Source organism: Massilia phyllostachyos, from assembly GCF_021044825.1.
GTDB classification, from domain to species: domain Bacteria; phylum Pseudomonadota; class Gammaproteobacteria; order Burkholderiales; family Burkholderiaceae_D; genus Telluria; species Telluria phyllostachyos.
In genome coordinates this window covers 83118-108420 of the sequence record NZ_JAJNOC010000010.1, presented here as the reverse complement: position 1 = coordinate 108420, position 25303 = coordinate 83118, and the positions used below count along the sequence as shown (strand labels likewise).

The 25303-nt window shown below is 67.9% G+C and carries 20 protein-coding genes; 10 read left to right on the top strand and 10 right to left on the bottom strand.

The window, feature by feature from the left end; genetic code table 11:
• Positions 1 to 286: 286 nt before the first annotated feature.
• From LQ564_RS22380 to LQ564_RS22370, 3 genes are read left to right on the top strand one after another with little or no spacing between them, the layout of a single operon-like run.
• Positions 287 to 1501 (top strand): exo-alpha-sialidase, encoded by a 1215-nt coding sequence (locus LQ564_RS22380; protein ID WP_231060328.1) that lies wholly within the window; start codon positions 287 to 289, stop codon positions 1499 to 1501.
• A complete protein-coding gene (locus tag LQ564_RS22375; protein ID WP_231060327.1) occupies positions 1501 to 2214 on the top strand; it encodes a hypothetical protein in 714 nt (237 codons plus the stop codon). Before LQ564_RS22380 ends, LQ564_RS22375 begins: the two co-directional genes overlap by 1 nt.
• A 2-nt stretch (positions 2215 to 2216) precedes the next feature.
• Positions 2217 to 3038, top strand: a complete 822-nt coding sequence (locus LQ564_RS22370) for a hypothetical protein (RefSeq protein WP_231060326.1) — start codon at positions 2217 to 2219, stop codon at positions 3036 to 3038.
• Positions 3039 to 3078: 40 nt separating this feature from the next.
• Here the strand turns inward: LQ564_RS22370 and LQ564_RS22365 are convergent, their stop codons facing one another.
• Positions 3079 to 5574 (bottom strand): TonB-dependent receptor plug domain-containing protein, encoded by a 2496-nt coding sequence (locus tag LQ564_RS22365; RefSeq protein WP_231060325.1) that lies wholly within the window; start codon positions 5572 to 5574, stop codon positions 3079 to 3081.
• A gap of 169 nt (positions 5575 to 5743) precedes the next feature.
• On the opposite strand from LQ564_RS22365, the gene LQ564_RS22360 reads away from it, so the two are divergent.
• The 3 genes from LQ564_RS22360 to LQ564_RS22350 all read left to right on the top strand — a co-directional run bounded on the left by LQ564_RS22360 (position 5744) and on the right by LQ564_RS22350 (position 8873).
• A complete protein-coding gene (locus LQ564_RS22360; protein WP_231060324.1) occupies positions 5744 to 6646 on the top strand; it encodes an alpha/beta fold hydrolase in 903 nt (300 codons plus the stop codon).
• Between the two features lie 152 nt (positions 6647 to 6798).
• Positions 6799 to 8235, top strand: coding sequence for an APC family permease (locus LQ564_RS22355; RefSeq protein WP_231060323.1), 1437 nt, complete (start codon positions 6799 to 6801; stop codon positions 8233 to 8235).
• 47 nt (positions 8236 to 8282) lie between these two features.
• Positions 8283 to 8873: an SAM-dependent methyltransferase gene (locus tag LQ564_RS22350; RefSeq protein WP_231060322.1), complete on the top strand. Its 591-nt coding sequence runs from the start codon at positions 8283 to 8285 to the stop codon at positions 8871 to 8873.
• On the opposite strand, the gene LQ564_RS22345 is transcribed toward LQ564_RS22350, so the two are convergent.
• Positions 8863 to 9984: an MBL fold metallo-hydrolase gene (locus LQ564_RS22345; protein ID WP_231060321.1), complete on the bottom strand. Its 1122-nt coding sequence runs from the start codon at positions 9982 to 9984 to the stop codon at positions 8863 to 8865. The genes LQ564_RS22350 and LQ564_RS22345 overlap by 11 nt on opposite strands.
• Before the next feature lie 310 nt (positions 9985 to 10294).
• Here LQ564_RS22345 and LQ564_RS22340 point away from each other — a divergent pair, with 310 nt between their 5' ends.
• Both LQ564_RS22340 and zwf read left to right on the top strand, forming a co-directional pair.
• Entirely contained in the window at positions 10295 to 11251 is a 957-nt protein-coding gene (locus LQ564_RS22340; RefSeq protein WP_231060320.1) for an IS1595 family transposase, read from the top strand.
• Between the two features lie 464 nt (positions 11252 to 11715).
• A complete protein-coding gene (zwf, locus tag LQ564_RS22335; RefSeq protein ID WP_231060319.1) occupies positions 11716 to 13182 on the top strand; it encodes a glucose-6-phosphate dehydrogenase in 1467 nt (488 codons plus the stop codon).
• Between the two features lie 153 nt (positions 13183 to 13335).
• Here zwf and LQ564_RS22330 read toward each other — a convergent pair whose 3' ends face one another.
• Positions 13336 to 13698 carry a DUF2784 domain-containing protein gene (locus tag LQ564_RS22330; protein WP_231060318.1) on the bottom strand — a complete coding sequence of 121 codons (363 nt, stop codon included), beginning with the start codon at positions 13696 to 13698 and terminating at the stop codon, positions 13336 to 13338.
• A gap of 137 nt (positions 13699 to 13835) precedes the next feature.
• Here LQ564_RS22330 and LQ564_RS22325 point away from each other — a divergent pair, with 137 nt between their 5' ends.
• A complete protein-coding gene (locus tag LQ564_RS22325; protein ID WP_231060317.1) occupies positions 13836 to 14960 on the top strand; it encodes an alpha/beta fold hydrolase in 1125 nt (374 codons plus the stop codon).
• Between the two features lie 68 nt (positions 14961 to 15028).
• Positions 15029 to 15703 (top strand): trimeric intracellular cation channel family protein, encoded by a 675-nt coding sequence (locus LQ564_RS22320; RefSeq protein WP_231060316.1) that lies wholly within the window; start codon positions 15029 to 15031, stop codon positions 15701 to 15703.
• Between the two features lie 202 nt (positions 15704 to 15905).
• On the opposite strand, the gene map is transcribed toward LQ564_RS22320, so the two are convergent.
• The 7 genes from map to LQ564_RS22285 all read right to left on the bottom strand — a co-directional run bounded on the left by map (position 15906) and on the right by LQ564_RS22285 (position 25216).
• The gene (map, locus tag LQ564_RS22315) at positions 15906 to 16673 is read right to left on the bottom strand and encodes a type I methionyl aminopeptidase (protein ID WP_231060315.1); all 768 of its coding nucleotides are present in this window, start codon (positions 16671 to 16673) and stop codon (positions 15906 to 15908) included.
• Positions 16670 to 16879: a ParD-like family protein gene (locus LQ564_RS22310; RefSeq protein WP_231060314.1), complete on the bottom strand. Its 210-nt coding sequence runs from the start codon at positions 16877 to 16879 to the stop codon at positions 16670 to 16672. Before LQ564_RS22310 ends, map begins: the two co-directional genes overlap by 4 nt.
• A 68-nt stretch (positions 16880 to 16947) precedes the next feature.
• The gene (gene bglX / locus LQ564_RS22305) at positions 16948 to 19185 is read right to left on the bottom strand and encodes a beta-glucosidase BglX (protein WP_231060313.1); all 2238 of its coding nucleotides are present in this window, start codon (positions 19183 to 19185) and stop codon (positions 16948 to 16950) included.
• A gap of 545 nt (positions 19186 to 19730) precedes the next feature.
• Positions 19731 to 21095 carry an MBL fold metallo-hydrolase gene (locus tag LQ564_RS22300; RefSeq protein WP_231060312.1) on the bottom strand — a complete coding sequence of 455 codons (1365 nt, stop codon included), beginning with the start codon at positions 21093 to 21095 and terminating at the stop codon, positions 19731 to 19733.
• A gap of 16 nt (positions 21096 to 21111) precedes the next feature.
• Complete coding sequence (locus LQ564_RS22295) at positions 21112 to 22329, bottom strand: YeeE/YedE family protein (RefSeq protein WP_231060311.1); 1218 nt, start codon at positions 22327 to 22329, stop codon at positions 21112 to 21114.
• A gap of 63 nt (positions 22330 to 22392) precedes the next feature.
• The gene (locus LQ564_RS22290; RefSeq protein WP_231060310.1) at positions 22393 to 23709 is read right to left on the bottom strand and encodes an MFS transporter; all 1317 of its coding nucleotides are present in this window, start codon (positions 23707 to 23709) and stop codon (positions 22393 to 22395) included.
• A 61-nt stretch (positions 23710 to 23770) separates the two neighbouring features.
• Positions 23771 to 25216, bottom strand: coding sequence for an NAD-dependent succinate-semialdehyde dehydrogenase (locus LQ564_RS22285; RefSeq protein WP_231060309.1), 1446 nt, complete (start codon positions 25214 to 25216; stop codon positions 23771 to 23773).
• Positions 25217 to 25303 lie beyond the last annotated feature (87 nt).

Genomic DNA, 25303 nt, shown 5'->3' with positions numbered 1-25303 from the left:
AACCGGCATTCTGGCGTGCCGCGGAACGCGAAGCAAGGCGGCTGCGACGAACGCGCCATTGATGGCGCGAAGCGCGGCGTGGACGCCGTGAACTGTCGTAAAGCGGTCCGTAAAACCACTTTCCACGTGTCCAAAACCATCCTTTCCTGTAGGATAATGGCTTTGCGCAAGACGGTCAGCCCCTGAAAGCGGCACGATGCCGCGCCGATCGGGCGGCTCCACCGTCGTCACCATAATTTACGAACGCCGGTTTCCAGGCCGCCGCCGGAACCCGTCCAGGATGTCAATGGAGCGATCCCCGCTAGAGCGTGGCGCAGCAGCGCGCCGCACCGTCTTTGCCTGCGCCGCCATCGTATTGGCGGTCGTCGCTGCCGAAGCAAGCCGCTGGAGCCGCGCCGCGCGCGCCGCCGCCACGCCCGCCTCGATCGACACCATCGTGCCGGGCACGGTGACGCTGTCCGAGCTGTCGCGCTCGATGGTGCCGATGCCGCAGAACGTCCCCTCCGCCCACGCCAGCGCCCTCGCCTCCCTGCCGGGCGACCGCATGGTCGCGTTCTGGTGGGCCGGCAGCCGCGAGAGCGGGCCCGACGTCAAGGTCTACGCTTCGCGCTGGAGCAACGGCAAGTGGGGCCAGCCCTGGACCGTGGCGAGCCGGGAGTCGCTCGGCAAGGCGCTCGGCTTCGGCGTGCGCCGCATCGGCAACCCGGTCGCCTGGACCGCGCGCGACGGCCGCATCCACCTGTTCGTGGTGGCCACCGGCCTGGGCGGCTGGGCCGCCTCGCGCGTGGTGCACATGGTCTCGAACGACGAGGCCGGTCAGCCGCCGAAAGGACGCCGCATCCTGCCGGCGCCCGAGGGCGAAGGCATGGATTTCACGGTGCGCCGCGTGCTGCCGGCTTCGCCGATGTTCAACACCAGCACCCTGGTGCGCACTTCGGCGGTGGGCCTGACCGACGGCGGCTGGTGGCTGCCCCTATATTTTGAACTGGGCATCAAGTACCCGATGCTGATGTCCTTCGACGCCGACGGCGAGCCGACCTGGGCCGGCCGCATCGGCGCCCGCACCACCACCTTGCAGCCGGCCATCGTGCCGGTCTCGCGCACCGAGATCCGCGCCTGGATGCGCGATGCCAGCGACGAACGGCGCGTCCAGCATGCGCTGAGCCGCGACGGCGGCGCCAACTGGGAAGACCTGCCGCCCCTCAGCCTGCACAACGAAAGCACCTCGGTGGCCGCGCTGCGCCTGGCCAACGGCGACTTCCTGATGCTGCACAACGACGCGGTCGAGGGAGGCTCCTCGCGCAGCACCCTGCGCCTGTCGATCTCGCAGGACGGCCGTACCTGGCGCACCGTCGCCGACGTCGCCAGCGGCAGCGCCGGCGACGAGTTCTCCTACCCGACCATGCAACAGGTCGGCAACGAGCTGCACGTCACCTATACCTACCAGCGCCAGGCGATCGCCCATCATCGCTACCGCATCCAGATTGGGGAGCACATCTGATGGTCCTGCCTGAACTTTCCTGGCAATTCCTGTACGGACGCCTGGCCTGGGCCGTGGTCCTGGCGGCCCTGGTCGCGAGCGCCTGGCCGTCCGCCTGGCGCCTGTCGCGCCGGGCTCTCGGGGCGATCGTCGGGGCCTCCAGCGTCCTGATGGCGCTGCCGGGCGCGGCCTCCGGCGCCTGGCACCTGGCCCTTGCCTTCCAGTATCCGAGCGGCCTGCTGCTCGGCCTGAGCGTGGCCGGCCTGCTGCGGCGCTGGCGCGGTACCCACCGCGCCGACGGCGCGCTGCTGCCGGTTCCCGCGGCGGCCGTCCTCGCCGTCACCGGGGCGGTGCTGTACCTCGACGCCTTCGGCCTGCTGACGCGCGGCTGGTACTATGCCGGCTTCGGCCCCAACGGCGCGCCGCTGGTGGCGGTGCTCGCAGCCATCGCCTGCGCGGCCGCGATCGTGCAGGACCGCCAGCGCGAACAGGCCGCCGCCCTGCTCGGCGCCGTCACCCTGTTCTCGCTGGCGCGCCTGCCGAGCGGGAACCTGTGGGACGCGGTGCTCGATCCGCTGCTGTGGGCCTGGGCCATCGCCACCCTCCTGGTCGCCGCCGTGCGCCGCCTGCTGCGCGCCATGCGCACGCATGCGCCGGCCGAGGCGCCGGCACGCACGCCCGAACCAGCCCTGCAGGCGGCCGGCATCGATCCGTATTCACCCATCAAGGAGTAGTTTTGAGTAACAAGAAGCCGTTTCTGCATCCCGCCATCGCCACCGGGATCGCCATCAATGTGTTCGTGCTGGCGCTGGCCGTTGTCTGGTCGGGCAATCCCCATGAGCTGTCGCGCCTGCTGGTCGAGGACGGCATCGTCGAGTGGTCGCAATTCCTCTGCTTCACCGCCATCTCGGGCATGATCGGCTACACCTTCGTCCAGCGCATCAAGGCGGGCGGCGCGGGCAAGCTCGAACTGCTGGCGCTCGGCGGCCTGAGCCTGCTGTGCGCGCTGGCCGCGCTGGAAGAGATCAGCTGGTTCCAGCGCATCCTGAACGTCCAGTCCTCCGAATTCTTCCTGCAGAATAACCGCCAGGGCGAGACCAACCTGCACAACCTGGCGGTCGGTTCGGGCAGCCTGCACAAGAACGTGCTGCTCAAGCTGATCTTCATCGCCGGCATCACCCACAACCTGATCCTGCCGCTGGTCGCGCGCGTGAAGCCGGCTGTAGCACGCTGGGTCGAGTCGCTCGGCCTCTACCTGCCGCCCCTGGTCGCCTCGGTGCCCTACCTGGTGCTGGTCGCGCTGTCGCACGTGCTGATCGACCACCCGCGCAAGGGCGAACTGGGCGAACTGTTCGGCGCCGTGCACTACCTGGCGACCGTCTATGGCGCTTATTTCGTCGGCGTGAACTACGGCCGCAGGCCGATCTTCGACCGCGAGCCGGAAGCCGGTCGCCTGACGACGCTGTTCTGCATGTTCCTGGTGTTCATGCTGTTCATGGGCTGGCTGCTGAGCGCCGGCGCGGGCGCCGACCTGAGCGGCGTCATGAAAGCGGATTGAGTGTCAATGAAGGTGGCCGGCATGCCGGCCACCGTTGCCGTCAGAAGCCGTAGTTCATCCGGGCGTAGATGAAGCGCCCGCCCCGCCCGAACGGGGCATAGTTGGCGAAGGGCGTGTTCCCCGTCGTGTTGAGCGCCGGCGGCTGGGTTCCCGGATACTGGTCGAACAGATTGTCCGCGCCCAGCGCCAGGGTCGCTTTCGGCGTCAGCGCGAAGCGCGCCTCCAGGTCCACCACCGTCTTCGCCCCCATCCAGAAGTCGAGCGCCTCCGTGGTGCCCGGCGACAGCACCTTGCCGTAGCGCGTCGCGCGCAAGGTCGCGCCCCACTGTCCCAGCTTCCAGTTCACGTTCGCGCTGAGCTTGTTCTCGGGCTGGCCTTTTTCCAGCGACAGCACGTTCAGGCGCCCGAACAGCGTCGGCGCGGGGTTGAGCGCGGCCAACTGCGCGGTGGTCGGCGTCCGGGTCACCTTGGTGTCGGTGACGTTGGCCGCCAGCGTGAAGTCAAAATTTCCCGCTTGGGCCGTCTTCATCGGCCAGCTCACCACCACGTCCACGCCCTCGGTGCGGGTGTCGACGCCGTTGATGAAGAAGCGCCCGCCGCCCACTCCCGTGATGCCCTGCGAGACGATGTAGTTGAACACATTGGTCTGGGTGAGATTTTCGGACAGGACGATGCGGTCGTCGATGTCGATGCGGTAGGCGTCGATCGTGATGCTGAAGGGAGCGAAGCGCAGCACCGCGCCGATCGACGCATTCACCGATTCCTCGGCCTCGAGCGGCTTGGCGCCGAGCGCCACCGCGACCCGGTCGGTCGGGCGGAAGGTGGTGATCTCGAAGGGCACGCCGTTGATGAAGTTGGTCGCGGTGGCGGTGAAGTTCTGCTGTTGCGGGGACGGCGCGCGGAAACCGTTCTGGATCGCGCCGCGCAAGGCGAAGGACTTGCTGAAGTCGTAGCGCCCGGACAGTTTGCCGGCCAGACTGTTGCCGAAGTCGGTGTAGTGTTCGCCGCGCACCGCGACCGAGGCCAGCAACTGCGGCGTGATGTTGGCTTCCAGGTCGACGAAGGCGCCGATCGCGCTGCGGTGGGCGTCGACCTCGTTCGAGGGCCGGAAGCCCGGGAACACCTGGGCGCCCGGGGCAGCCGGAACGCCGCTCGGCAGGATCACCGGACCGGCGCGCCAGGAATCGGGTTCGCCGGCGAACAATTCATAGCCTTCGCGCCGCGCTTCGGCGCCGACCGCGATGTTCAGCGGCGACGAGAAGGCGGCGACGTCCACCGTGCGCACGCCGGTCAGGTTGGCCACCAGCTGGTCGTAGGCATAGCCGCCGGCATAGAACTCGGTCTTGCTGGTGGGGCCGATCGAGCGGTTCAGGGTGTTCTCGATATCGTAGGCCATGCGATTTTTGCCGTAGCCGAGCGAGGCGTCCATGTCCCAGCTGCCTGCAGTCCAGGTGACGCCGCCGGTGGCCGCGAAATCATTCACGGTCGGCGCGATGATGGGGAGGAAACCGTCCGGGTAGATCGACTGGATGTTGCGCACGTCCTGCGCGGGGCGGAAGAAGCCGCCGGAGCGCGCGAAGCGGTTCTGGCCGCTCATCCAGCCATACAGCTTGGCGCCGCCGCTCAGGTTGATGCCGGCGTTGGCGAACAGCGTCACCTGCTCCAGTTCCGGCTCGCCGTACCAGGCGTTGAAACGGTTGATGGTGAGTTCGCGTGGATCGAAGGCGCCATTGGCCAGACGCGGGTATTGCTGGCGCATGTCGTAGCCGCTGCGTTCGGTGCGCTCCTGCTTGCGGTATTCGGCGGCCAGCGTCAGGAAACCGTCCCCGCCCAGCGGCATGCCCTGCCACAGGCTGATGGTGCCGGTCTGGCCGTCGGTGCGCTTGCGCTTGGCCGGCGCGGTCCAGGTGGCGCCGGCGGGCGCGGCGTCGTTCCACAGCTCGTATTCGGTCTTGCGCGCGCCGTAGGTGACGCTGGCTTCGCCGCCGCTGCGGTCGGTGCGCAGGCGCAGGTTCACGACGCCGGAGATCGCGTCCGACCCGTATTGGGCGGCGGCGCCGTCGCGCAGCACCTCGACGCTTTTCACGATCGCGGTCGGGATGGTGTTCATGTCCACCGCCGCCGAGCCGCGCCCGATCGAGCCGTTGACGTTGACCAGCGACGAGGTATGGCGGCGCTTCGAGTTCACCAGCACCAGGGTCTGGTCGGGCGCCATGCCGCGCAGGGTGGCGGGACGGATGGTGTCGGTGCCGTCGGTGATGGCCGGGCGCGGGAAGTTCAGCGAGGGCAGCGCGATCGACAGCGCCTGGGTCATCTCGGTGGTGCCGGCGTTTTTCAGGGTCTCGCTTGATACGATATCGACCGGGGCCGCGGTGTCGAGGGCGGTACGGTTGGCGACGCGGGTGCCGGTGATGACCACCGTGGAGGCGGCGCCCGGCTCGCTTGCTGTCTCCTGCGCGTGGGCGCCGGTAAAGAGCGAGGCGATGGCCAGGGCAAGCACCGTTTTTTCAGTAACGCTAGCGTGTTTCTGCATCATGGGTTCCTTGTGGTCGGCTGGGAAGGTGGCGCAAATCGATACTGCTGCGCACTACAAACGATGTCAATTCGGAAATTCTTTGTCTAGCGTCTTTACAACAGGGTTGCGTGCGTCAGGCTGCTGTAAGGATGAGCTGTCGGGGACTGCTACACTGGCGCTTTCCTATTCGATGAACCTGTTTATGGACGACTCGCTGTTTCCCGTCTTCCAGCACTTCACGATCGACACGGATGGCGCGACGATCGCCGGCGTGACCGGCGGCTCCGGGCCGCCGCTCCTGCTGCTGCACGGTCATCCGCAGACCCACGCCATCTGGCACAAGGTGGCGCCGCGCCTGGCGGAGCGCTTCACCGTGGTGGCCTGCGACCTGCGCGGCTACGGCGACTCGTCCAAGCCGCCGGCCGAGCCGGGGCATGCCAACTACAGCAAGCGCGCGATGGCCGCCGACATGGAGAGCGTGATGGCGCACCTGGGCTTCGGACGCTTCGCCGTGATGGCGCACGACCGCGGCGCGCGCGTTGCGCACCGGCTGCTGGCCGATCATCCGCAAGCCGTGGAACGGGCGGTACTGCTCGACATCGCGCCCACGCTCGCCATGTACGAGCAGACCGGCGAGGCGTTCGCGCGCGCCTACTGGCACTGGTTCTTCCTGGTCCAGCCGGCGCCGCTGCCCGAACGCCTGATCGAGGCCGATCCGCAGGCCTATGTGCGTGACGTGATGGGCCGGCGCAGCGCGGGACTGGCGCCGTTCGACCCGCGCGCGCTGGCGGAATATGCGCGCTGCCTGGCGCTGCCGGGCACGGCGCGCGGCATCTGCGAGGACTATCGGGCGGCGGCCGGGATCGACCTGGAACACGACCGGGTCGATCGCGACAGCGGGCGCCTGCTCGACACGCCGCTGCTGGTGCTGTGGGGTGCGGACGGCGTGGTGGCGCGCTGCTTCGATCCCATGCGGGAGTGGCGCCGGCTCGCATCGAGGGTCGAGGGCGAGCCGCTGCCCTGTGGCCATTACATTCCGGAAGAGGCGCCGGATGCCTTGCTGGCTCGGGCGCTGCCTTTCCTGCTGGGCTAGCGTTTCACCCTTACATAGCCCATTGGCACCACATCGCACGCAGTTTCAGCCGCGCGCCACGCCCCCGGGCGCTTGCCTATAATCGGTCGCCGCAGGGCTATCGTATGTACAGACTCGGCCTTGCACCCGATGTTCACGGGCCGGTGCGCTCCATGCCGGCAAAGGTTCCCACCTTCTATGTGATCGGCGTCATGCGTCCCCCCAGTGCACGTACCGATGTGGAACGTCTCCTGCCAGCGAGCGACGACAGCGCCCCGCGCCGCCTGCTCGGCCTGCGCCAGGCCATCGCCCTCATTGTCGGGGTCGTCATCGGCGCCGGCATCTTCAAGTCGCCCTCGATCGTCGCCGGCCTGTCCGGCAGCGCCGACTGGATGTTCGGCATGTGGGTACTGGGCGGCCTCATCTCCCTGGTCGGCGCGCTGTGCTATGCCGAACTCACCACCGCCTATCCGCACCCCGGCGGCGACTATCACTTCCTGCACCGCGCCTACGGCCGCGGCACCGCCTTCCTCTTCGGCTGGGCCCGCTTTGCCGTGATCACCACCGGCTCGATCGCCCTGCTCGCCTTCGTGTTCGGCGACTACATGCAGCAGGCCGCGCCATTGACCATGCTGCCGCCCGGCTGGGGCGCACCGAGCTACGCCGCGGCGATCATCGTGATCCTGTCGCTGCTCAACCTGCGCGGCCTGCGCACCGGGGCCGGCGCGCAAATGTGGCTGACCCTGGCGGAGATCGGCGGGCTGATCCTGCTGGCGGTGGCCGCGGCCTTCTTCACCGAACCGGCGGCCGCGCCGGCTCCGGGCGCGGCGGTGGCGCCGGTCTCCTTCGGCATGGCGATGGTGTTCGTGCTGCTGACCTACGGCGGCTGGAACGAGGCCGCCTATATCAGCGCCGAGCTGCGAGGCGGCGCGCCCGGCATGGTGCGGGCGCTGACCTTGTCGATCCTGATCATCACCCTGCTCTACCTGATGGTCACCTGGGCCTGCCTGCAGACGCTCGGCATGCAGCGCATGGCCAGTTCCGAGGCGCTGGCGGCGGACGTGATGGGCATGGCATTCGGCGCCCCGGGCGAGCGGGTGATCTCGGTGCTGGTGGCGATTTCCGCCCTGACCTCGATCAACGCCACCATGATCGTCGGCGCCCGTACCGGCTATGCGATGGGGCGCGACTGGGGGCGCCTGGAGCGCCTCGGCCAGTGGAACGGCGAGCGCGGCACGCCGGCGGTGGCGATGGGCATCCAGTGCGCGGCGGCGCTGGCGCTGGTCGCCATCGGCACCGCCTTCGGCAGCGGCTTCAAGGCCATGGTCGAGTTCACGGCGCCGGTGTTCTGGCTGTTCTTCCTGCTCAGCGGCGTCTCGCTGTTCGTGCTGCGCCGGCGCGAACCGCATCTGCCGCGGCCCTTCCGCGTCCCCCTGTATCCCCTGCTTCCCCTGCTGTTCTCCTGCAGCTGCGCCTGGATGCTGTGGTCCAGCCTGTCCTACGTGACCAGCCAGTCACTCGGCGGGCTGAACGCCGCCTGGATCGGCGTCGCCGTCCTGGCGAGCGGGACGCTGCTGCTGCTGTTCCTGCGCCGCGAGGCCGAAGCCTAGGCCTCACGCGCTTTCCGACAAGCCATCCCACCTGAAGGAGCACGAGCATGCACACCGATCCACGCCGCCGTACCCTGCTGCTGTCCGCCGCCGCCACGGCCGGCCTGTCCATCGTCCCCGCGCGCGCCCTGCTGGCCCAGGAGGCCGAGCCCGCGCGTCTCGACGTGCCCTATGTCCCGACGCCGCAGGAAGTGGTCGACCGCATGCTGTCGATGGGCCGGGTCGGCAAGAACGACGTGCTGTACGACCTCGGCTGCGGGGACGGACGCATCGTCGTCACCGCAGCCAAGGTGCACGGCGCGCGCGGCACCGGCATCGACCTGAACCCGGTGCGCATTGCCGAAGCGAAGGAAAACGCGAAGAAGGCCGGGGTGATGGAGCGCACCACCTTCCGGGTCGGCGACCTGTTCGAGACCGACGTCTCGCCGGCCAGCGTCGTCACCCTGTACCTGCTGCCGACGGTGAACGCGAAGCTGCGCCCGCGCCTGTGGCAGCAGCTGAAGGTCGGCACCCGGGTGGTCTCGCACGCCTTCGACATGGGGCCGGAGTGGCCGCCCGAGCAGACCGCCGAGGTCGACGGCCGCACGATCTATGCCTGGACCATCAGCCAGGCCAACAAGCGCGCGGTCAAGGCTTAGCGTCAAGTCTTGCGTCAAGCGCCTTGCCGGCAGCCCGCGGGCGCCAGGTCTCGCCGTGCTTCAGCACGAAGAAGGCGTCCTCCGGCACGCCCTGGGCCTGGCGTGCGGCGGCCAGGTCGCGCGGGCCCTGGTCGATGCGCTCCTGCCCCATCGGGAAGGTGCCCCAGTGCATGCCGACGCTGTGCTTCACCCGCAGTTCGCGGTGGATGCGCACCGCCTCGTCCGGGCTGACGTGGGAGTTGCGGTACCAGACCGGCTGGTAGGCGCCGATGCCGATCGCGGCCAGGTCGAAGCCGTCGAAGCGGGCGGCGATGTCGCCGATGTCCTTCGAATAGCCAAGGTCGCCGGAGAAGAAGAAATTGAAGCCGGGCCGCGTGACCGCCCATGCGCCCCACAGGGTCGCGTTGCGGTCCCAGGGCGTGCGCGCGGACCAGTGGTGCACGGGCAGCAGGTGCAGGTCGAGGCCGCGGAAGCTTGCCTTGTCCCACCAGTCGAGGCGCACGATGTTGTCACGCTTGCCGCCGGTGACGTTCCGCTCCAGCCACAGGTCGATCCCGAGCGGCACGTAGAAGGTCGGCGGGCCGCCGGACTGCTTGTAAAGCGCGCGCAGCGAGTCGACCGACAGGTGATCGTAGTGCGAATGGCTGATCAGGACGGCGTCGATGCGCGGCAGCTCGGTCAGCGCCAGGCCCGGCGGCTGGTGGCGCTTGGGACCGGCGAACGCCAGCGGCGAGGCGCGCTCGTCGAACACCGGATCGAGCAGGATGTTGACGCCGGTGCCGGTCTGGAACAGGAAGCTCGCGTGGCCGATCCAGGTCAGGGCCGGTTCGGTCGTGTTGGCGTGGATGAAGGCCAGGTCCGGCTTCACGGTCGGGATCGGCGCCAGCGGCAGGCGCGAACTGCCGTCGTCGGTCCAGTTGCGGATGCGCGCGGCCCAACCGGCGAAGAAACCCTGTGGCGGGCGGAAGTATGCCGGGTTCGATGGGTAATTGTTGGCGAAACCCTCCGGCCGGTGATGTGGCCTGGCGGCGTCGTAGTAGGGATTGACGTGCGAGCAGCCCGCGGCGAGCAGGGTGAGCGTCAGGATGGCGGCGCGGAGGGGAAGACGCATGGCGGGCTCGGCAGTTTGGATGCGGCGAGTATAAGGGAAACGATATTCCGCATGGCGCGCCTGCGTGCAAATGACAAGCCCATGCGTAGGGTGGGCGGCTCCACCTGGCGCTTCGAACGGTCGCCATGTTGGCGCCGCCGACGCGGTCAAAACACGGTGCTGCAATCCGCTCGCCTGCCTCGACCGGCTGACCGCGTGGGCGGCGCTACTGCCTGCCACGTATCACATGGCTGTGTTCGCGATCGTTGGGTGAACCAAATCGCGTTGCCGAAGTCTTACGCATCGTCGAGTTAACTCATCTGGAGTGACGATGCAAAGCCCGAGCTTCGACGAATTGCTAGCCCTCTTGACGGCCGCGCCATTGTCCAGCACTGATCTGGCCCGGCTGCGCGACTGGCTCGACAGCATCCGCGACCCGGCCGAGTGCCTCGCGCTCATCGAAGCGGCCGCGGCAGGCCGGCCCTGTCCGCATTGTGCTTGCGCGCGCTTGCACCGCTCCGGCTTCGCCAGCGGCCTGCAGCGTTATCGCTGCCTGGGTTGTCGCCGCTCCTTCAATGCGCTGACCGGCACGCCGTTGGCCCGGCTGCGCAAGCGCGAGTGCTGGCTGCCTTATATCAAGTGCTTGCTGGAATCACGCACCGTACGCGACGCGGCGCTCGTTACCGGCGTGCATCGCACGACAAGTTTTCGCTGGCGCCACCGATTCGCGCCGGGGGCCGCCCGGCACCGGCCCGCAGCATTGACGGGAATCATAGAGGCCGACGAAACCTACCGCCTCGAATCGCAGAAGGGTTCGCGCACCTTGTCGCGCCCGCCGCGCAAGCGTGGTGGCGCCGCCCGGCGGCGCGGCATCAACCGCGAGCACGATTGCCTGCTGGTGGCGCGTGACCGCATCGGCATGACGCTGGATTTTCACACCGGACGTGGTCCAGTGACCGCTGCGCAATTACATAACTGCCTGCAGCCGGTGCTGCCCGGCGACGGGCTGCTCATCAGCGATGGCGCTGCGGCTTACGTCCGGTTTGCCCTTGGCGCCGGAATCATGCACGAATCCGTCAACGTGCGGGCGGGCCGGCGCGCACGCGGTGCGATCCACATCCAGAACGTGAATGGCTGGCACAGCCGCTTCAAGAACTGGCTGGTGCGCTTCAAGGGCGTGGCCAGCCGCTACCTGGCGAACTATTCCGGGTGGCAGCGATTACTGGATGCGCAAGTGTTGCGTACACCAGCGCAGTGGCTATGTGCTGCGGTACGACAAGTTCAGTGAAGGCGGCTGCGAATACATAACTAACGCGAACACAGCCTATCGCATCGTCCGGCCCAGCCGCCCACCCTACGATGCAAACGATATTTCTGTGTGGATCCTGCCATGCAAATATTATTTGCTTTCGCCGCAGGGTGGTCGGCCCTACTTGGGACGACGGTCAGCACGTGGCATATGCGCCGACCGCGCGTCCAACCAGCCGCTGAACAGACTCGACCTCAGCGGCCATCGCCCCCACTCATCCATAAATTGTCATTTCCTAATTGTTGCCCAGCATGTAAGCTATGCAACCCAGCGCGCGTGTCAGCCCCATCCGGGCCACCCCTGCCGGCCACAAGCCGGGACGCCGCGAGCGCAGTTGCTGTCATTCTGCTACCGTAGACACAGTGCAGCGGTGCACCCATCCCGCGCTGCGCACTCACGTGCCGGCAGCACAGAACTTCGTTAACACTAATTTGGCCAACAACATGACTTCTTCGACAGACACCGACACCGGTCTTCCCCTCGACATGATCATCTTCGGCGGCATGGGCGACCTGGCCATGCGCAAGCTGCTGCCCGCGCTGTACATGGCCTACCTGCACGGCAACCTGCCCGCCGCGACCCGCATCATCTCGACCGGCCGCCAGGATTTCGACCGCAAGGCCTACCTCGCCCACGTCGAAGAGCACTCGCGCTCCTTCATCGCCAGCGCCAACTTCAACGAGAAGACCTGGGACGGTTTCCTGGCGCTGCTCGAGTACGTGCGCCTGGATGTCCAGGCCGCCCCCGACTTCAGCGCCCTGGCCCGCGCCTCACAGCCCGGCCACCAGCGCGTGTTCTACCTGTCGACCGCGCCGGCCCTGTTCACCACCATCTGCGACAAGCTGGCGGCATCGAACCTGGTCGACGCCAACGCGCGCGTGGTGCTGGAAAAGCCGCTCGGACACGACCTCGATTCCGCGATCGAGATCAACGAGGCGGTCGGCAAGCACTTCGCCGAATCGCAGATCTACCGCATCGACCACTACCTGGGCAAGGAAACCGTGCAGAACCTGATGGTGCTGCGCTTCGGTAACTCGATCCTGGAACCGCTGTGGCGCGCCCCGAACATCTCGAGCGTGCAGATCACGGTGGCCGAGGAAGTCGGCGTCGGCAGCCGCGCCGGCTTCTACGACGGCACCGGCGCGATGCGCGACATGGTGCAGAACCACTTACTGCAGCTGCTGTGCATCGTCGCCATGGAACCGCCGACCTCGCTGTCGCCGGATGCGGTGCGCGACGAGAAACTGAAGGTGATCCGCTCGCTGCGCCGCTTCGGCCTCGCCGACATCGCACGCGACACGGTGCGCGGGCAGTATGTCCACGGCGCCAGCGCGAACCACGAAGTGCCCGGCTACCTGGAAGAGAAGAACGTTCCGCAGGACAGCAAGACCGAAACCTTCGTCGCCCTGCGCGCCCACGTTGATACCTGGCGCTGGTCCAAGGTCCCGTTCTACCTGCGCACCGGCAAGCGCATGGCGCGCCGTTCCTCGAAGATCGTGATCGAATTCGCCAACCCGCCTTTCCCCCTGTTCCCCGACCAGCCGGGCGGCGTCGCCAACCGCCTGGTGATCGAACTGCAGCCGGAAGAAGCGATCAAGCTGCAGCTGATGGCCAAGCAGCCGGGCAGCGGCATGCAGATGCAGCAGGTGGCGCTGAACCTCGACCTGCAATCGGCATTCCAACAGCGCCGCGCCGAAGCCTACGAGCGCCTGCTGATCGATGTGGTGCGCGGCCGCCTGACCCACTTCATGCGCCGCGACGAGTTGGAAGCGGCCTGGGCCTGGGCGGATCCGATCATCGAGGGCTGGGGGACGCTGGGCGAGAAGCCGCATCCGTATGCGGCGGGTTCCTGGGGTCCGGCGGAGTCGTTCGCGCTGCTGGCGCGCGATGGCTTCGCCTGGGTCGAGTAACACACCGCGCACTTTTGCTTTTGTAGGGTGGGCGGTCCTCCGCCCACCCTACGAGGGTGTGAAAAATTCCGCCATGGCTGCGTTGCGCCGTCTCGCCGTACAAGTGTACTGTCTTCGACGGCGCGCCCTGCCCTGGCGGTTTTTTCACACCCTCTACGGAAAACGGCGTCGCAGCATCCAGCCATACAGTCCTGCATTCACCAGCAGCACCCCGGCCGCAAGGCCGAGCTGCATACCGCGCGTCAGCTCCCCCGGATAAATCAGCGCCACCACATAGTGCTCGACGAATCCGCCGCTGTACCCGGCATCGCCCGCCAGCAGCCGCATCCGGTTCTCGGCATACGTCAACGGACACACCGCCCCCAGCAACTCGATCCCGATTCCCCACGCCACCGCCAACAAGTGCAGCGGCATCAGCCGCCGCCGGCGCAGCACCAGCAGCGCGCCGAACACGACGAACAGGATGAAGGCCAGGTGCGCAAGCAGCACTGCGTCGGCCAGCAGGCGGTAAAACAAACGGTAAAAGTCCCTTGGAAATTGACCACGCGGGCCAGGTCAACCCAGCGCAAACCCGGGCCCGATTCCATCCTCGCACGTTTGGCACGCACGCGCAGCTGGCGTACAGTCTCGGTTCCGACCCTGACGAGATTGCCATGCACGCGCCCATCGTTCCCGCCGCACCAATCGTCCCGCACCCATTCGCCGCCTTCGGCGCCACACTCCTGAAAAACATGGACCGCTCGCGCCAGGCGCGCGGCAAACTGCTCGACCGCGCCGGCTACGGCCCGAAGGAAACACCCTTCACCGTCCTGCACAGCGAACCCGGACTGAACCTGCGCCGCTACGAACCCGAGCATACGGAAGGAGCAGCGCTGCTGCTGGTCCCCGCCCCCATCAAGCGCTCCTACATCTGGGACCTGGCGCCCGAGGTCAGCGTGGTGCGGCGCTGGCTGGCGCGCGGCTACCGGGTCTACCTGGCCGAGTGGACGCCCGTGGAAGACGATGGCGAAGACTTCGGCCTCGACGATTACGGCGACCGTCTCCTGGCCGCCTGCCAGGGTGCCATCGCCGCGGACAGCGGCGCAGGGCGGGTCATTGTCGCCGGCCATTCGCTCGGCGGCATCCTGGCCGCCATCTACAGCTGCCTGCATCCGGAGCGGGTGCGCGCCACCATCCTGCTCGAGTCGCCCCAGCACTTCGAGGAAGGATCCTGCTGCTTCCGCCCGCTGGTGCGCGCGCTCCCGCACGCCGGGCCGCTGGCCGCCGCCTTCGGCCGGGTGCCGGGCGTCTTCCTCAACCTGATGAGCGCAATGGCCGAGCCCCAGGCCTTCCAATGGGAACGCATGACCGACCGCTACCTCTCGCTCGGCAATCCGCACGCCATCGCGACCCACATGCGAGTCGAGCGCTGGACCCACGACGAATTCGCCCTGCCCGGCCGCCTGTTCACCGACATCGTCGAATCGCTCTACCGCGAAGATGCATTCATGGGCGGTCGCCTGGACATCGGCGGCCGGCGCATCGGCCCGGCCAGCTTGACGGCGCCGCTGGCCAGCGTGGTCGATCCGCGCAGCCGGGTCATCCCCTGGGACGCCGTGGTGCCCTTCCACGAAGCCGCCGCCAGCGCGCACAAACTGCTGCTGCGCTACGGCGGCGACATCGGCGTCAACCTGCAGCACGTCGGCGTGCTGGTCGGCGCCAGCGCGCATGCGCGGATCTGGCCGGCGATCTTCGACTGGCTCGACGAATTGCAAGCGGACAGCGCTGGCGGCGGCTAGCGTAAAGACCTATACTGCCGGGTTTGGCCGCGTCACCTGCGTGGCCACAGTTCATTCCCGGAGTTATCTTGTTCGCTGTTCTTTCGCTCGACATGGGCGCCGCCATGAAGACGCTGGTGCTGACGCTCGACCTGATCGGCACCTTCGTGTTCGCCCTGAGCGGCGCCGCGGCCGGCGTGCGCCGCCGGCTCGACCTGTTCGGCGTGCTGGTGCTGTCTTTCGTCGCCGCCAACTCGGGCGGCATCGTGCGCGACCTCCTGATCGGCGCCACGCCGCCGGCGGCGATCAGCGACTGGCGCTACCTGGTGGTGTCGCTGGCGGCCGGATTGACGATCTTCTTCTGGCACCCGACCGTGCAGCGCCTGCGCAGACCGGTGCTGGTGTTCGACGCCGCCGGCCTGGCGCTGTTCTGCGTGGCCGGCGCCCAGAAGGCGCTCGTGTTCGGACTGGAGCCGGAAATGGCCGCCCTGCTGGGCATGCTGACCGGCATCGGCGGCGGGGTCGCGCGCGACGTGCTGCTGTCGGAAGTGCCGGCCGTGATGCGCTCGGACGTGTATGCAGTGGCGGCCCTGGCCGGCGGCGTGGTGGTGGTGCTGGGCGACGCCCTGGCGCTGCCGACCGCGCCCACGGCCTGCGCCGGGGCGGCGCTGTGCTTCGTGCTGCGGCTTGCTGCGATCCGCTACGACTGGCACCTGCCGGTCGCGCGCGGGTATGGCCCGCGTGAAGAGGACGATGGCCGCTAGATAAAGCACGCACCGGGCCACGAAAGGCGGCTCCATGTTGATGTAGGATGTACGGCTTTGCCGTACGCGCGTTCAAGCAGTGCATGCGTAGCCACAACGCATCTACAGGTCCACGCAATGTCGAGTTCGGTCGTGGCATATGCAGCCACAACCCATCCGTGAGTTGGACGCGCGTCCGCGCCAGCGGCAGAATGACGCCGGGCTAGTTCGGCATCCGCTCGCCGTCGCGCAAGGTCAGCACCTTGAACCCGCTGCGCGTCACGGCGACCGTATGCTCGAACTGCGCCGACAGCAGCCCATCCACCGTCACCACCGTCCATCCATCGTCCTCAGTGCGCACCGCGTGCCGGCCCTGGTTCAGCATCGGCTCGATGGTGAACACCATCCCTTCGCGCAGCACCAGCCCGGTGTTCGGCCGCCCGACGTGCAGCACCTGGGGCGGCTCGTGCATTTCGCGGCCGATGCCGTGGCCGCAGAAGTCGCGCACCACCGAATAGCCGTGGCGCCGCGCATGCCGTTCGATCGCATGCCCGACGTCGCCCAGCCGCGCGCCGGGACGCACGGCCTTGATGCCCTTCCACATGGCCTCGTAGGTCACCTGCACCAGGCGCTTGGCCGGCGCCGGCACCGCCCCCACCATATAGGTCTTGCTGGAATCCGCGATATAGCCGTTCTTCTCCAGCGTGATGTCGAAGTTGACGATGTCGCCGCGCTGCAGGATCTCGGCCTCGGACGGCACGCCATGGCACACCACCTGGTTGCGCGAGGAATTCAGGGCGTAGGCATAGCCGTACTGCCCCTTGCTGGCCGGCCGCGCCTTCAGCTCGTCGACGATGAAGCGCTCGACCAGGTCGTTCACCGCCATGGTCGACATGCCCGCCAGCTCCAGGCGGTCGAGTTGCGCGAACACGCTGGCCAGCAGCCGGCCGGAGTCCGCCATCAGGGCGATTTCCTGCGGCTGCTTGGTCATGAGGGCGCCCTCACCGCCTGTGGGACGATGCCCGCAGCCCGCAACTCGCGCGAGACGATCTCGTTGAAGCTCTGGGTCGGATTCATCTCGCACAGCATGCCGATCTTGATCCAGAACGCCGCCTGCGCATTGATCGAGCGGCACGACACGATGCTCGCCTTGCGCAGCTGGTCGTGCACCTCGTCGTCGATGTTCACGATACCCATTCCCCACTCCATATATAGATCATATACGAATCATATACGCAGTGCTCGGTATCCGCAAGCCGCTCCGCTCAAGGGGCGAGTTCGATCGTCTGCCGCAGCCGGATATCGTCCGAGGCGCTCCCAACCATCAGCTCGAACTTGCCCGGCTCCGCGGTCCAGGCCAGCTTGCGGTCGAAGAAGGACAGCGTCTCGCGGTCGATCGTGAAGCTTACCTGCCGCTGTTCCCCCGGCTGCAGCGCGATCCGCTGGAAGCCCTTCAACTCCTTCACCGGCCGCACCACGGACGCGACCGGGTCGCGCAGGTAGAGCTGCGCCACCTCCGCGCCGGCCCGCTTGCCGGTATTGGCCAAGGTGAACGACAGGGTGATCTTGCCGTCCGCCCGCATGCTGTTCGACGACAGCCGCAGGTCGCGGTAGCCGAAGCTCGTATAACTGAGGCCATGGCCGAAGGCGTAGCGCGGCGTGTTCGGCGAGTCGATATAGGCCGACTTGTAGACGATGTTGTTCACGTCGCGCACCGGGCGGCCGGTCTCGTACTGCTGGTAGCTGATCGGCACCTGGCCCATATTGCGCGGGAAGGTCATCGGCAGCTTGGCCGACGGAGTGACGTCGCCGAACAGCACGTCGGCCACCGCGCGCCCGCCTTCGCTGCCCGGGAACCAGGCGTACAGGATCGCCGGCGCTTCCTCGGCCAGCCGCTCGAAGATCAGGGGCCGCCCGGCCATCACGACCACCACCGGCGTCTTGCCGATCGCGCGCAGCGCCGCGAACAGTTCGTCCTGGCGGCCCGGCAGCTTGATGTCGGCGCGCGACTTGGCTTCGCCCGACATGTCCCAGCTCTCGCCCACCGCCAGCACCACCGTGTCGGCATCACGCGCCGCCCGCAGCGCCGCCTCGAAACCGTTCGCGCCGCGGCAGGCCACGTCGCAGCCCGGCGCGTAGCTCACCCGCGTGCCCGGTCCCGCCGCCTCGCGCACCGCGTCGACCAGGCTGGCCATCTTGTCCGCATTCGACTTGACGATCCAGCCGCCCTCGAGGTCGCGCCGCGCATCGGCGAGCGGGCCGACGACCGCGATCGAGCGCAGGCCGCGCCGCAAGGGCAGCGCGCCGCCCTCGTTCTTGAGCAGCACGATCGACTTGGCGGCGACCCTGCGCGCCGCCTGGGCGTGGCGCGGGTCGCTCAAGGCCGCCTGTTCGCGCGCCGCGCTTGAAAAGCGGTAGGGGTCGTCGAACAGGCCCAGCTCGAACTTTTTCGTCAGCACGCGGCGCACCGCGTCGTCCACCTGCGCAAGCGCCACCTTGCCGGCCCTGACCTGCGCCACCAGCGACGAGGAAAAGGCATTGCTCTCCATATCCATGTCGCTGCCCGCGTTCAGAGCCTTGGCGGCGGCATCGGCCAGGTCGTCGGCATAGCCGTGCACCACCATCTCGCGCACCGAGCCCCAGTCGCTGACCACGAAGCCCTTGAAGCCCCAGGCGCCCTTCAGGATGTCGCGCTGCAGTCCGGCGTGGCCGGTGGCGGGAATCCCGTTCAGGGTATTGAAGGCGTTCATGAAGGTGGCGGCGCCGGCGTCGAGCGCGGCCTTGAATGGCGGCAGGTAGGTTTCATGCAGCTGCTGGTCGCTCATGTCGACCGCGTTGTAGTCGCGCCCCGCGACCGACGCGCCGTAGCCCGCGAAGTGCTTGGCGGTCGCCATCACCGATTCCACGCCGCCCAGGCGCGCGCCCTGGAAGCCGCGCACCCGCGCTTCAGCGATGCGGGCGCCGAGGTAGCTGTCCTCGCCGGCGCCTTCCATCACCCGGCCCCAGCGCGGGTCGCGCCCGACGTCCACCATCGGGGCGAAGGTCCAGTGGATGCCCGATGCCGCGGCCTCGCGCGCCGCGATGCGGGCCGACTCCTCGATCGCCTCCAGGTCCCACGACGCCGACTCGCCCAGCGGCACCGGGAACACCGTCTGGTAGCCGTGGATCACGTCCAGGCCGAACAGCAGCGGAATCCTGAGGCGCGATTGCAGCGCCAGCGCCTGCAGGCGGCGGGTGTCGGCCACACCCTTGATGTTGAGCATGGAGCCGACGTGGCCGCTGCGGATCTCGGCTTCCATGCTGCGCACCTTGTCGGTGGCCGGGCCGGTGAACTCCTTGCCGGACAGCTGGTTCAGCTGACCGACCTTCTCTTCCAGCGTCATCTGGGCCAGCAATTGCTCGACCCGCTGGGCCACATTGTCCACCGCCGCCTGCGCCAGGCCGGCGCTGAACGCGAGCGCAAGTGCTCCCGGCCCGATCAGGCCACGCCAATACCGCTTCATCTCGTCTCCTCCAGCGGCTGGCCGGGCGGCTCGCCGCTTGTAATCGTTTATATGATTGACAGCATTCGTGGCGAATATACCGCTTAGTTAAACGTTTTACAAGCGCTTAGCCGACTTGGAGCGGTGCATCCTACCGTGGCTGCCGAGCATACTGGGCGTCGCCCTTTCCCATCCATTCGATCTGTTTACCTTCCAGGCTTTCCTGGATCGGCATGTGGTCATGGCCGATTTCGGTGCAGCTTCGAGCTAGTATGATTGGGTATCTAACATGCAATACCCTTACGAAAACAGCTCATGAATACGGGCCGCGACGCATGTCGCCAGCCGTTGAATTGTTTGTCGTTATTGCCTTCAGCACTATGCGGAAATGCTAAGTTAAACGATTAACTACTCAGGCGAAGCTGCCGGAGCTGGTGCCGTCGTACGGCTTGACACTGAACGACGATCCAACCCTGGCGAACCGCAGCTGGGTCGCTGAAGCCAGCACCGTCGCACCGGCGGAGGCCGGTGCCCAAGGTTGCATGCGGACCGTCTGCGCAACGAACTTAGGCACCGGCCTGCGCCGGTGCGACGGTCTTGGGGCAACGCAAGCGGCGCAGCTGCGCGGCCTGGTAAGCGCCGAAAGTGTCGCTGAACAGGCAGCGGATCAGCGGATCATCCACCACGTCCGCCTCCGCGATCGCCGCCTCGTGATCGTCATCGAACACCGCATCGTTGATGCGCATGTACATCGACGTCAGCGACTCGCCCAGCTCCAGCGCCGCATACAGCTTGGCCGCCGGGATCTCCGTGGTCCAGCCGAGCGGACCTTCCTCCGCGCCGGCGAGGCGCGCCGCTTCCCCATCCAGCCGATAGCGCCAGCACGTCGCCACGCCGTCGTGATCGTACAGCGTCAGCTGCCAGATCCGGGGAACGTCGAAGTACGCCGACCCCGCCTCCACGTCCCCATATTTCGCCGGCAGCTCGACGCTGCAATAACGGCGCACACGCGCGTCCTGCTCCGCCGTGAGCGGCGCAAAGTGGCGCGCGATCGAGGCCGTCGAGGGCGGCGCCGCATTGCCCTCATAAACGTAATCCACATCCTGCGGGCCAACCGGATGCACCCACGCCAACGGCGGCGCGTTCTCCAGCCCTTCGCTGCCGAGTAGCACCGACACCGACGGATCCAGCCGCACGACCCGGGCGCGCGGCAGCGCCGCCCTCACCTCGCGCGTGAACTGCGCATACGAGATCGGGAAGAAGGCGCGGTTGTACCAGGACCACGGCTCCTGCTGGAACTGGCAGGAACTCGGCACCACATAGCGAGGATCGAGCGCGCGCAGCTGGTCGATCCAATGTTCCGGCAAGTTCGGTGGCGCCGCCAGCGCGCGCGATGGCGCCAGCACCTCGATCTCGCGCATGGTCTGGAACGGCCACAGCACCATGTCCCACGGCGCCTGCCGGACCAGTTCCGCCAGGGTGCCCTCGTCGATCCACGAGTCGACCACGTTCAGCACATTCATGCCGCCGGCCTTCACCTGGAACATCGAATCGACGTCCGCATCCATCGCCTCACGCGGGATCACCTCGAACGGCCCGACCAGCACCGGCGCGTTCAGCTCCAGCGGATGCACGCGCGTGAAGCCGAGCTGGCGGATCATGGCGAACAGTTCGTCGAACCGGCAATACAGGTAGATCGGCGTGTCGCGGTCCAGGAGGTCGAGGCTCTCGAGCGAACAGTGGTCGTCGTGGAAGTGCGAGATGAACACCGCCGCGAAGCGCTCGCGCCGGATCGCCGCCGCATCGAAGCGCACATCGGGAAAGGCGTGGCAGTTGCGGCTGAAGGGATTCTCGAAGATCGTGTCGAAGGCGATGCGCGTGCCCTCGCACTCGAACACGTAACCGGCGTGCAGGATCCGGGAAATGCGCAAACCTGTGCTTCCCATCTTAGCAGCCGGTCTGCTTCACGCGCTCGACCTCGAGCCCGAACAGCGGGCGCAGGCGGGTGCCGAACACGTTGCCCACAAAAGCCGCCACCAGCCACAGCCAGCCATGCAGGCTGCCCGACAGGATGCCGCTGAAGTAGGCGCCGATATTGCAGCCGTAGGCCAGGCGCGCGCCGTAGCCGAGCAGCAGGCCGCCGACCACGGCCGCCGCCACGGAGCGCAGCGGCAGGCGCCACACCGGCGCGTAGCGGCCGGCCAGCGCGGCGGCCAGCATGGCGCCCAGCACGATGCCGATGTCCATCACCGAGGTCACGTCCTTCCACACCGGCGCCTGCAGGGCGGCGGCGTTGGCGGCGCTCGACCAGTAGGTCCAGCCGGCGACGTCCAGCCCCAGGAAGGACGCGGTCTTCGCGCCCCACAGCGCGAACGCCGAAGTCACGCCCCAGGGACGGCCGGCCAGCGCCAGCGTCGCGAAGTTGAGCAGCACCAGCGCCAGCGCGCCGGCCAGCAGCGGCCAGGGGCCGTGCAGCCAGCGCGAGCCCGCGCTCGGCTGTACTTCGTTAGTCACGATGCGGCCGTGGCGGCGCTTCTCGACCGCGATGGTCAGCAGCGCGATCGCCGCGAACACCAGCAGGTTGAGCAGCAGCGCCGGCGCCAGGCCCATCGCCTTCACCAGCGAGGTCGGGGCCAGCTGCGGCAGCGCGCTCCAGTAAGGCATGTGGGCGGTCGCGATCAGCGAGCCGGCGATGAAGAAGAGCAGCGTGACGACCATGCGCGTGCTGCCGCCGCCCACCGTGTACAGCGTGCCGGAAGCGCAGCCGCCGCCGAGTTGCATGCCGATGCCGAACATGAAGGCGCCGACGACGACGGAGGTGCCGGCCGGCGACACCAGGCCGCTGACCGGATTGCCGAACAGGGTGCCGTTCGCCAGCACCGGGAAGAACAGCAGCACCCCGATCGCCAGCATGAACATCTGGGCGCGCAGGCCGGCGCCGCGGCCGTCGGCGATGAAGACGCGCCAGGCCGAGGTGAAGCCGAAGGCCGCGTGGTAGAGCGAGATGCCGAGCAGCGCGCCGACCACGAACAGCGCCGCCAGCTTGGCGCTGGCGGCCTGCATCAGGAACACGGCGCCCATCAGGATGAGCAGCAGCGACACGCCGAGCGGCTTGAGGTTGATGTCGATGCGCCGCGCGAGCGGCAAGGTAGCGGATTCTGACATGACGAAGAGCATGAGTGGATATGAAGCCCGGGATTGTGCCTTGCTTCCGGGATTTCGGCCACTTTACTCCAAAGCGCGATTGCGCGATTCCACGTCCACGTAGCGGATCGCGACGGCGCCCAGCACCAGGCAGGCGGCCAGCATCGCGAGGGCCCGCGTGAAGTGGGTCGCCATCACCGGCGCCACGATGCTGGGCGCGAACAGGCCGCCGATGCGCGCCACCGCGCCCGCCATGCCCATGCCGCTGGCGCGCAGGCCGGTCGGATAGACCTCGGGCGTAAAGGCATACAGGGCGCCCCAGGTGCCGAGCAGCGCGAAACTCATGAGCAGGGTCGAGCCGACCACCAGCGCGGTCGAGCTGCCCAGGCTGTAGCACATGCAGCCGGCGCCGCTCAGCAGGAGGAAGCCGATCAGCGTGGGCTTCCTGCCCCAGCGCTCCACTCCATAGGCGGACAGGGCGAAACCCGGCAGCTGGACCAGCGCCAGCGCGACCAGGAATTCCTGGCCGCGCATGAAGCCGAAGCCCTGGGCGCTCAGCCGCACCGGCAGGTAGACGAAGACGCCGTAGTAGGCGATCGAGATCAGCATCCACGCCAGGAGCAGGCAGACGCTCCGGCGCCGCAGCGCCCCCGCGAATAGCGCGGCCAGGCGCGGCTTGTCCGCGCGGTCCGGGGCCAGCTCCGGAATCGGTGCCGTGCTTCCGTTGGTGCGCGCCACCCGCTCGAGCACCGCGCGCGCCTGCGCGCCTTTGCCGCTGCGGTTCAGGTACATGGGCGACTCCGGCACGTACAGCCGCAACACCACGCCGACCAGCGCCGGCAGGCCGGTCACGAAAAAGATGATGCGCCAGGCGTCGTCGCCCCAGGCCACCGCCGCCAGGGCCAGCAGCGCCAGCAGGATGGTGCCGACCGCCCAGAACGATTCGAGCAGCACCAGCCAGCGCCCGCGCCGGTCGCTCGGCAGGAACTCGGCCATCATGGTGTAGTCGACTGGCAGCGTGCCGCCCACGCCGACGCCGGTGAGGAAGCGCAACGCCAGCAGCCAGGTGAAATCGGGCGCGAAGCTGGACGCCACGCCGAAGCAGGCGTCGAGCACCACCGCCATCATCAAGACCGGCCGGCGCCCGATGCGGTCCGCCAGGCGCCCGAAGGCGAAGGCGCCGAGCAGCATGCCGACGAAGAACCAGGTGCCGCTCTGCAGCGCCTGCGGCAACGGAATGCCGAAGGTGGCCGCGATCGAGGGCGCGCTGAAGCCGATCGACAGCACCTGCATGGCGTCGGCCATCCAGACCAGCCCGAAGATCGCGAACAGGCGGTACTGGAAGCGGCCAACGCCGGCCGTGCGGATGCCCTGTTCCACTGTCGCCTTCGATCCGGTCATCGTTTGTCCTTTGATATAAAAAAAATGCCCACCGAAGTGGGCACCCGTCTTGCATGGCGCCTTATACGCCGACCATCGATACGGCCTTGGTGTTCAGGTAGGATTCCAGCGCCTCCGGGCCGCCTTCCGAACCATAGCCCGAATCCTTGATGCCGCCGAACGGCAGCTCGGCGCTCGGGGTCGCCGGCTGGTTAATCCACAGCATGCCGACTTCTACGCGGTTCATCAGGAGCTGGGCGTTCTTGATCGAGCGGGTGAAGGCATAGCCGGCCAGGCCGTACGGCAGGCGGTTGGCCTCATTGATCGCTTCTTCCAGGCTTTCGAAGCCGCGGATCGCCGCGACCGGCCCGAACGGCTCGTCGTTGAACACGCTCGCTTCCAGTGGCACGTCGGCCAGGATGGTCGGTGCGAAGAAGTTGCCGGCGTCGCCCACGCGTGCGCCGCCGGTGGCCAGGGTCGCGCCCTTGGCCTGCGCATCTTCCACCACCTGCTTCATGGCGGTAAGGCGGCGCGCATTGGCCAGCGGGCCCAGGGTCGTGCCTTCCTGCAGGCCGTCGCCCAGCTTCAGGCCCTCGGCGTGGGCGACCAGCGCGCGGGTAAACTCTTCCTTGATGTCCTTGTGGACCAGGAAGCGGGTCGGCGAGATGCAGACCTGGCCGGCATTGCGGAACTTCGCGGCGCCGGCGGCCTTCACCGCCAGGTTGACGTCCGCGTCTTCCGCGATGATGACCGGCGCGTGGCCGCCCAGTTCCATGGTGGCGCGCTTCATGTGGGCGCCGGCCAGGGCGGCCAGCTGCTTGCCGACCGGGGTCGAGCCGGTGAAGGTGACCTTGCGGATGACCGGGTGCGGGATCAGGTAGCCGGAGATCTCGGCCGGGTCGCCGAACACCAGGCCCACCACGCCGGGCGGCACGCCGGCGTCGACGAAGCACTGCAGCAGCGCGGCCGGCGAGGCCGGGGTCTCTTCCGGCGCCTTGCACAGGAAGGAGCAGCCGGTGGTCAGCGCGGCGGCGAGCTTGCGCACGATCTGGTTGATCGGGAAGTTCCACGGCGTGAAGGCCGCGACCGGGCCGACCGGCTCCTTCAGCACCAGCTGCTGGGCGGCCGGGTTGCGCGACGGGACGATGCGGCCGTAGACGCGCATGCCTTCGGCGGCGAACCAGTCGATGATCTCGGCGCCGGCCATGGCTTCGCCCTTGGCTTCGACCAGCGGCTTGCCCTGCTCCTGGGTCAGCAGGCGCGCGATGTCGCCGGCGCGCTCGCGCAGCAGGTTGGCGGCGCGGCGCATGGTGGCGGCGCGCTCGGCGGCGGGAATCGCGCGCCAGGTTTCGAAGCCCTTCTGGGCGGCGGCCAGTGCGCGATCCAGGTCGGCGATGCTGGCGTGGGCCACGGTGCCGATCGCCTGGCCGGTGGCCGGGTTCAGCACCGGAATGGTCTTGCCGCCGGTCGCGTCGACCCATTCGTTGGCGATCAGGAGGCGGGTGTCGGGGTAGCTGGAGGTCGTCATGGAGCGTCGGTCCCTGTGATGAAAGAATCGAAAGCTCGATGATAACCGGTGTGCGCCGGCCTTGCAGGCGCACGCCCCAACCTGGCG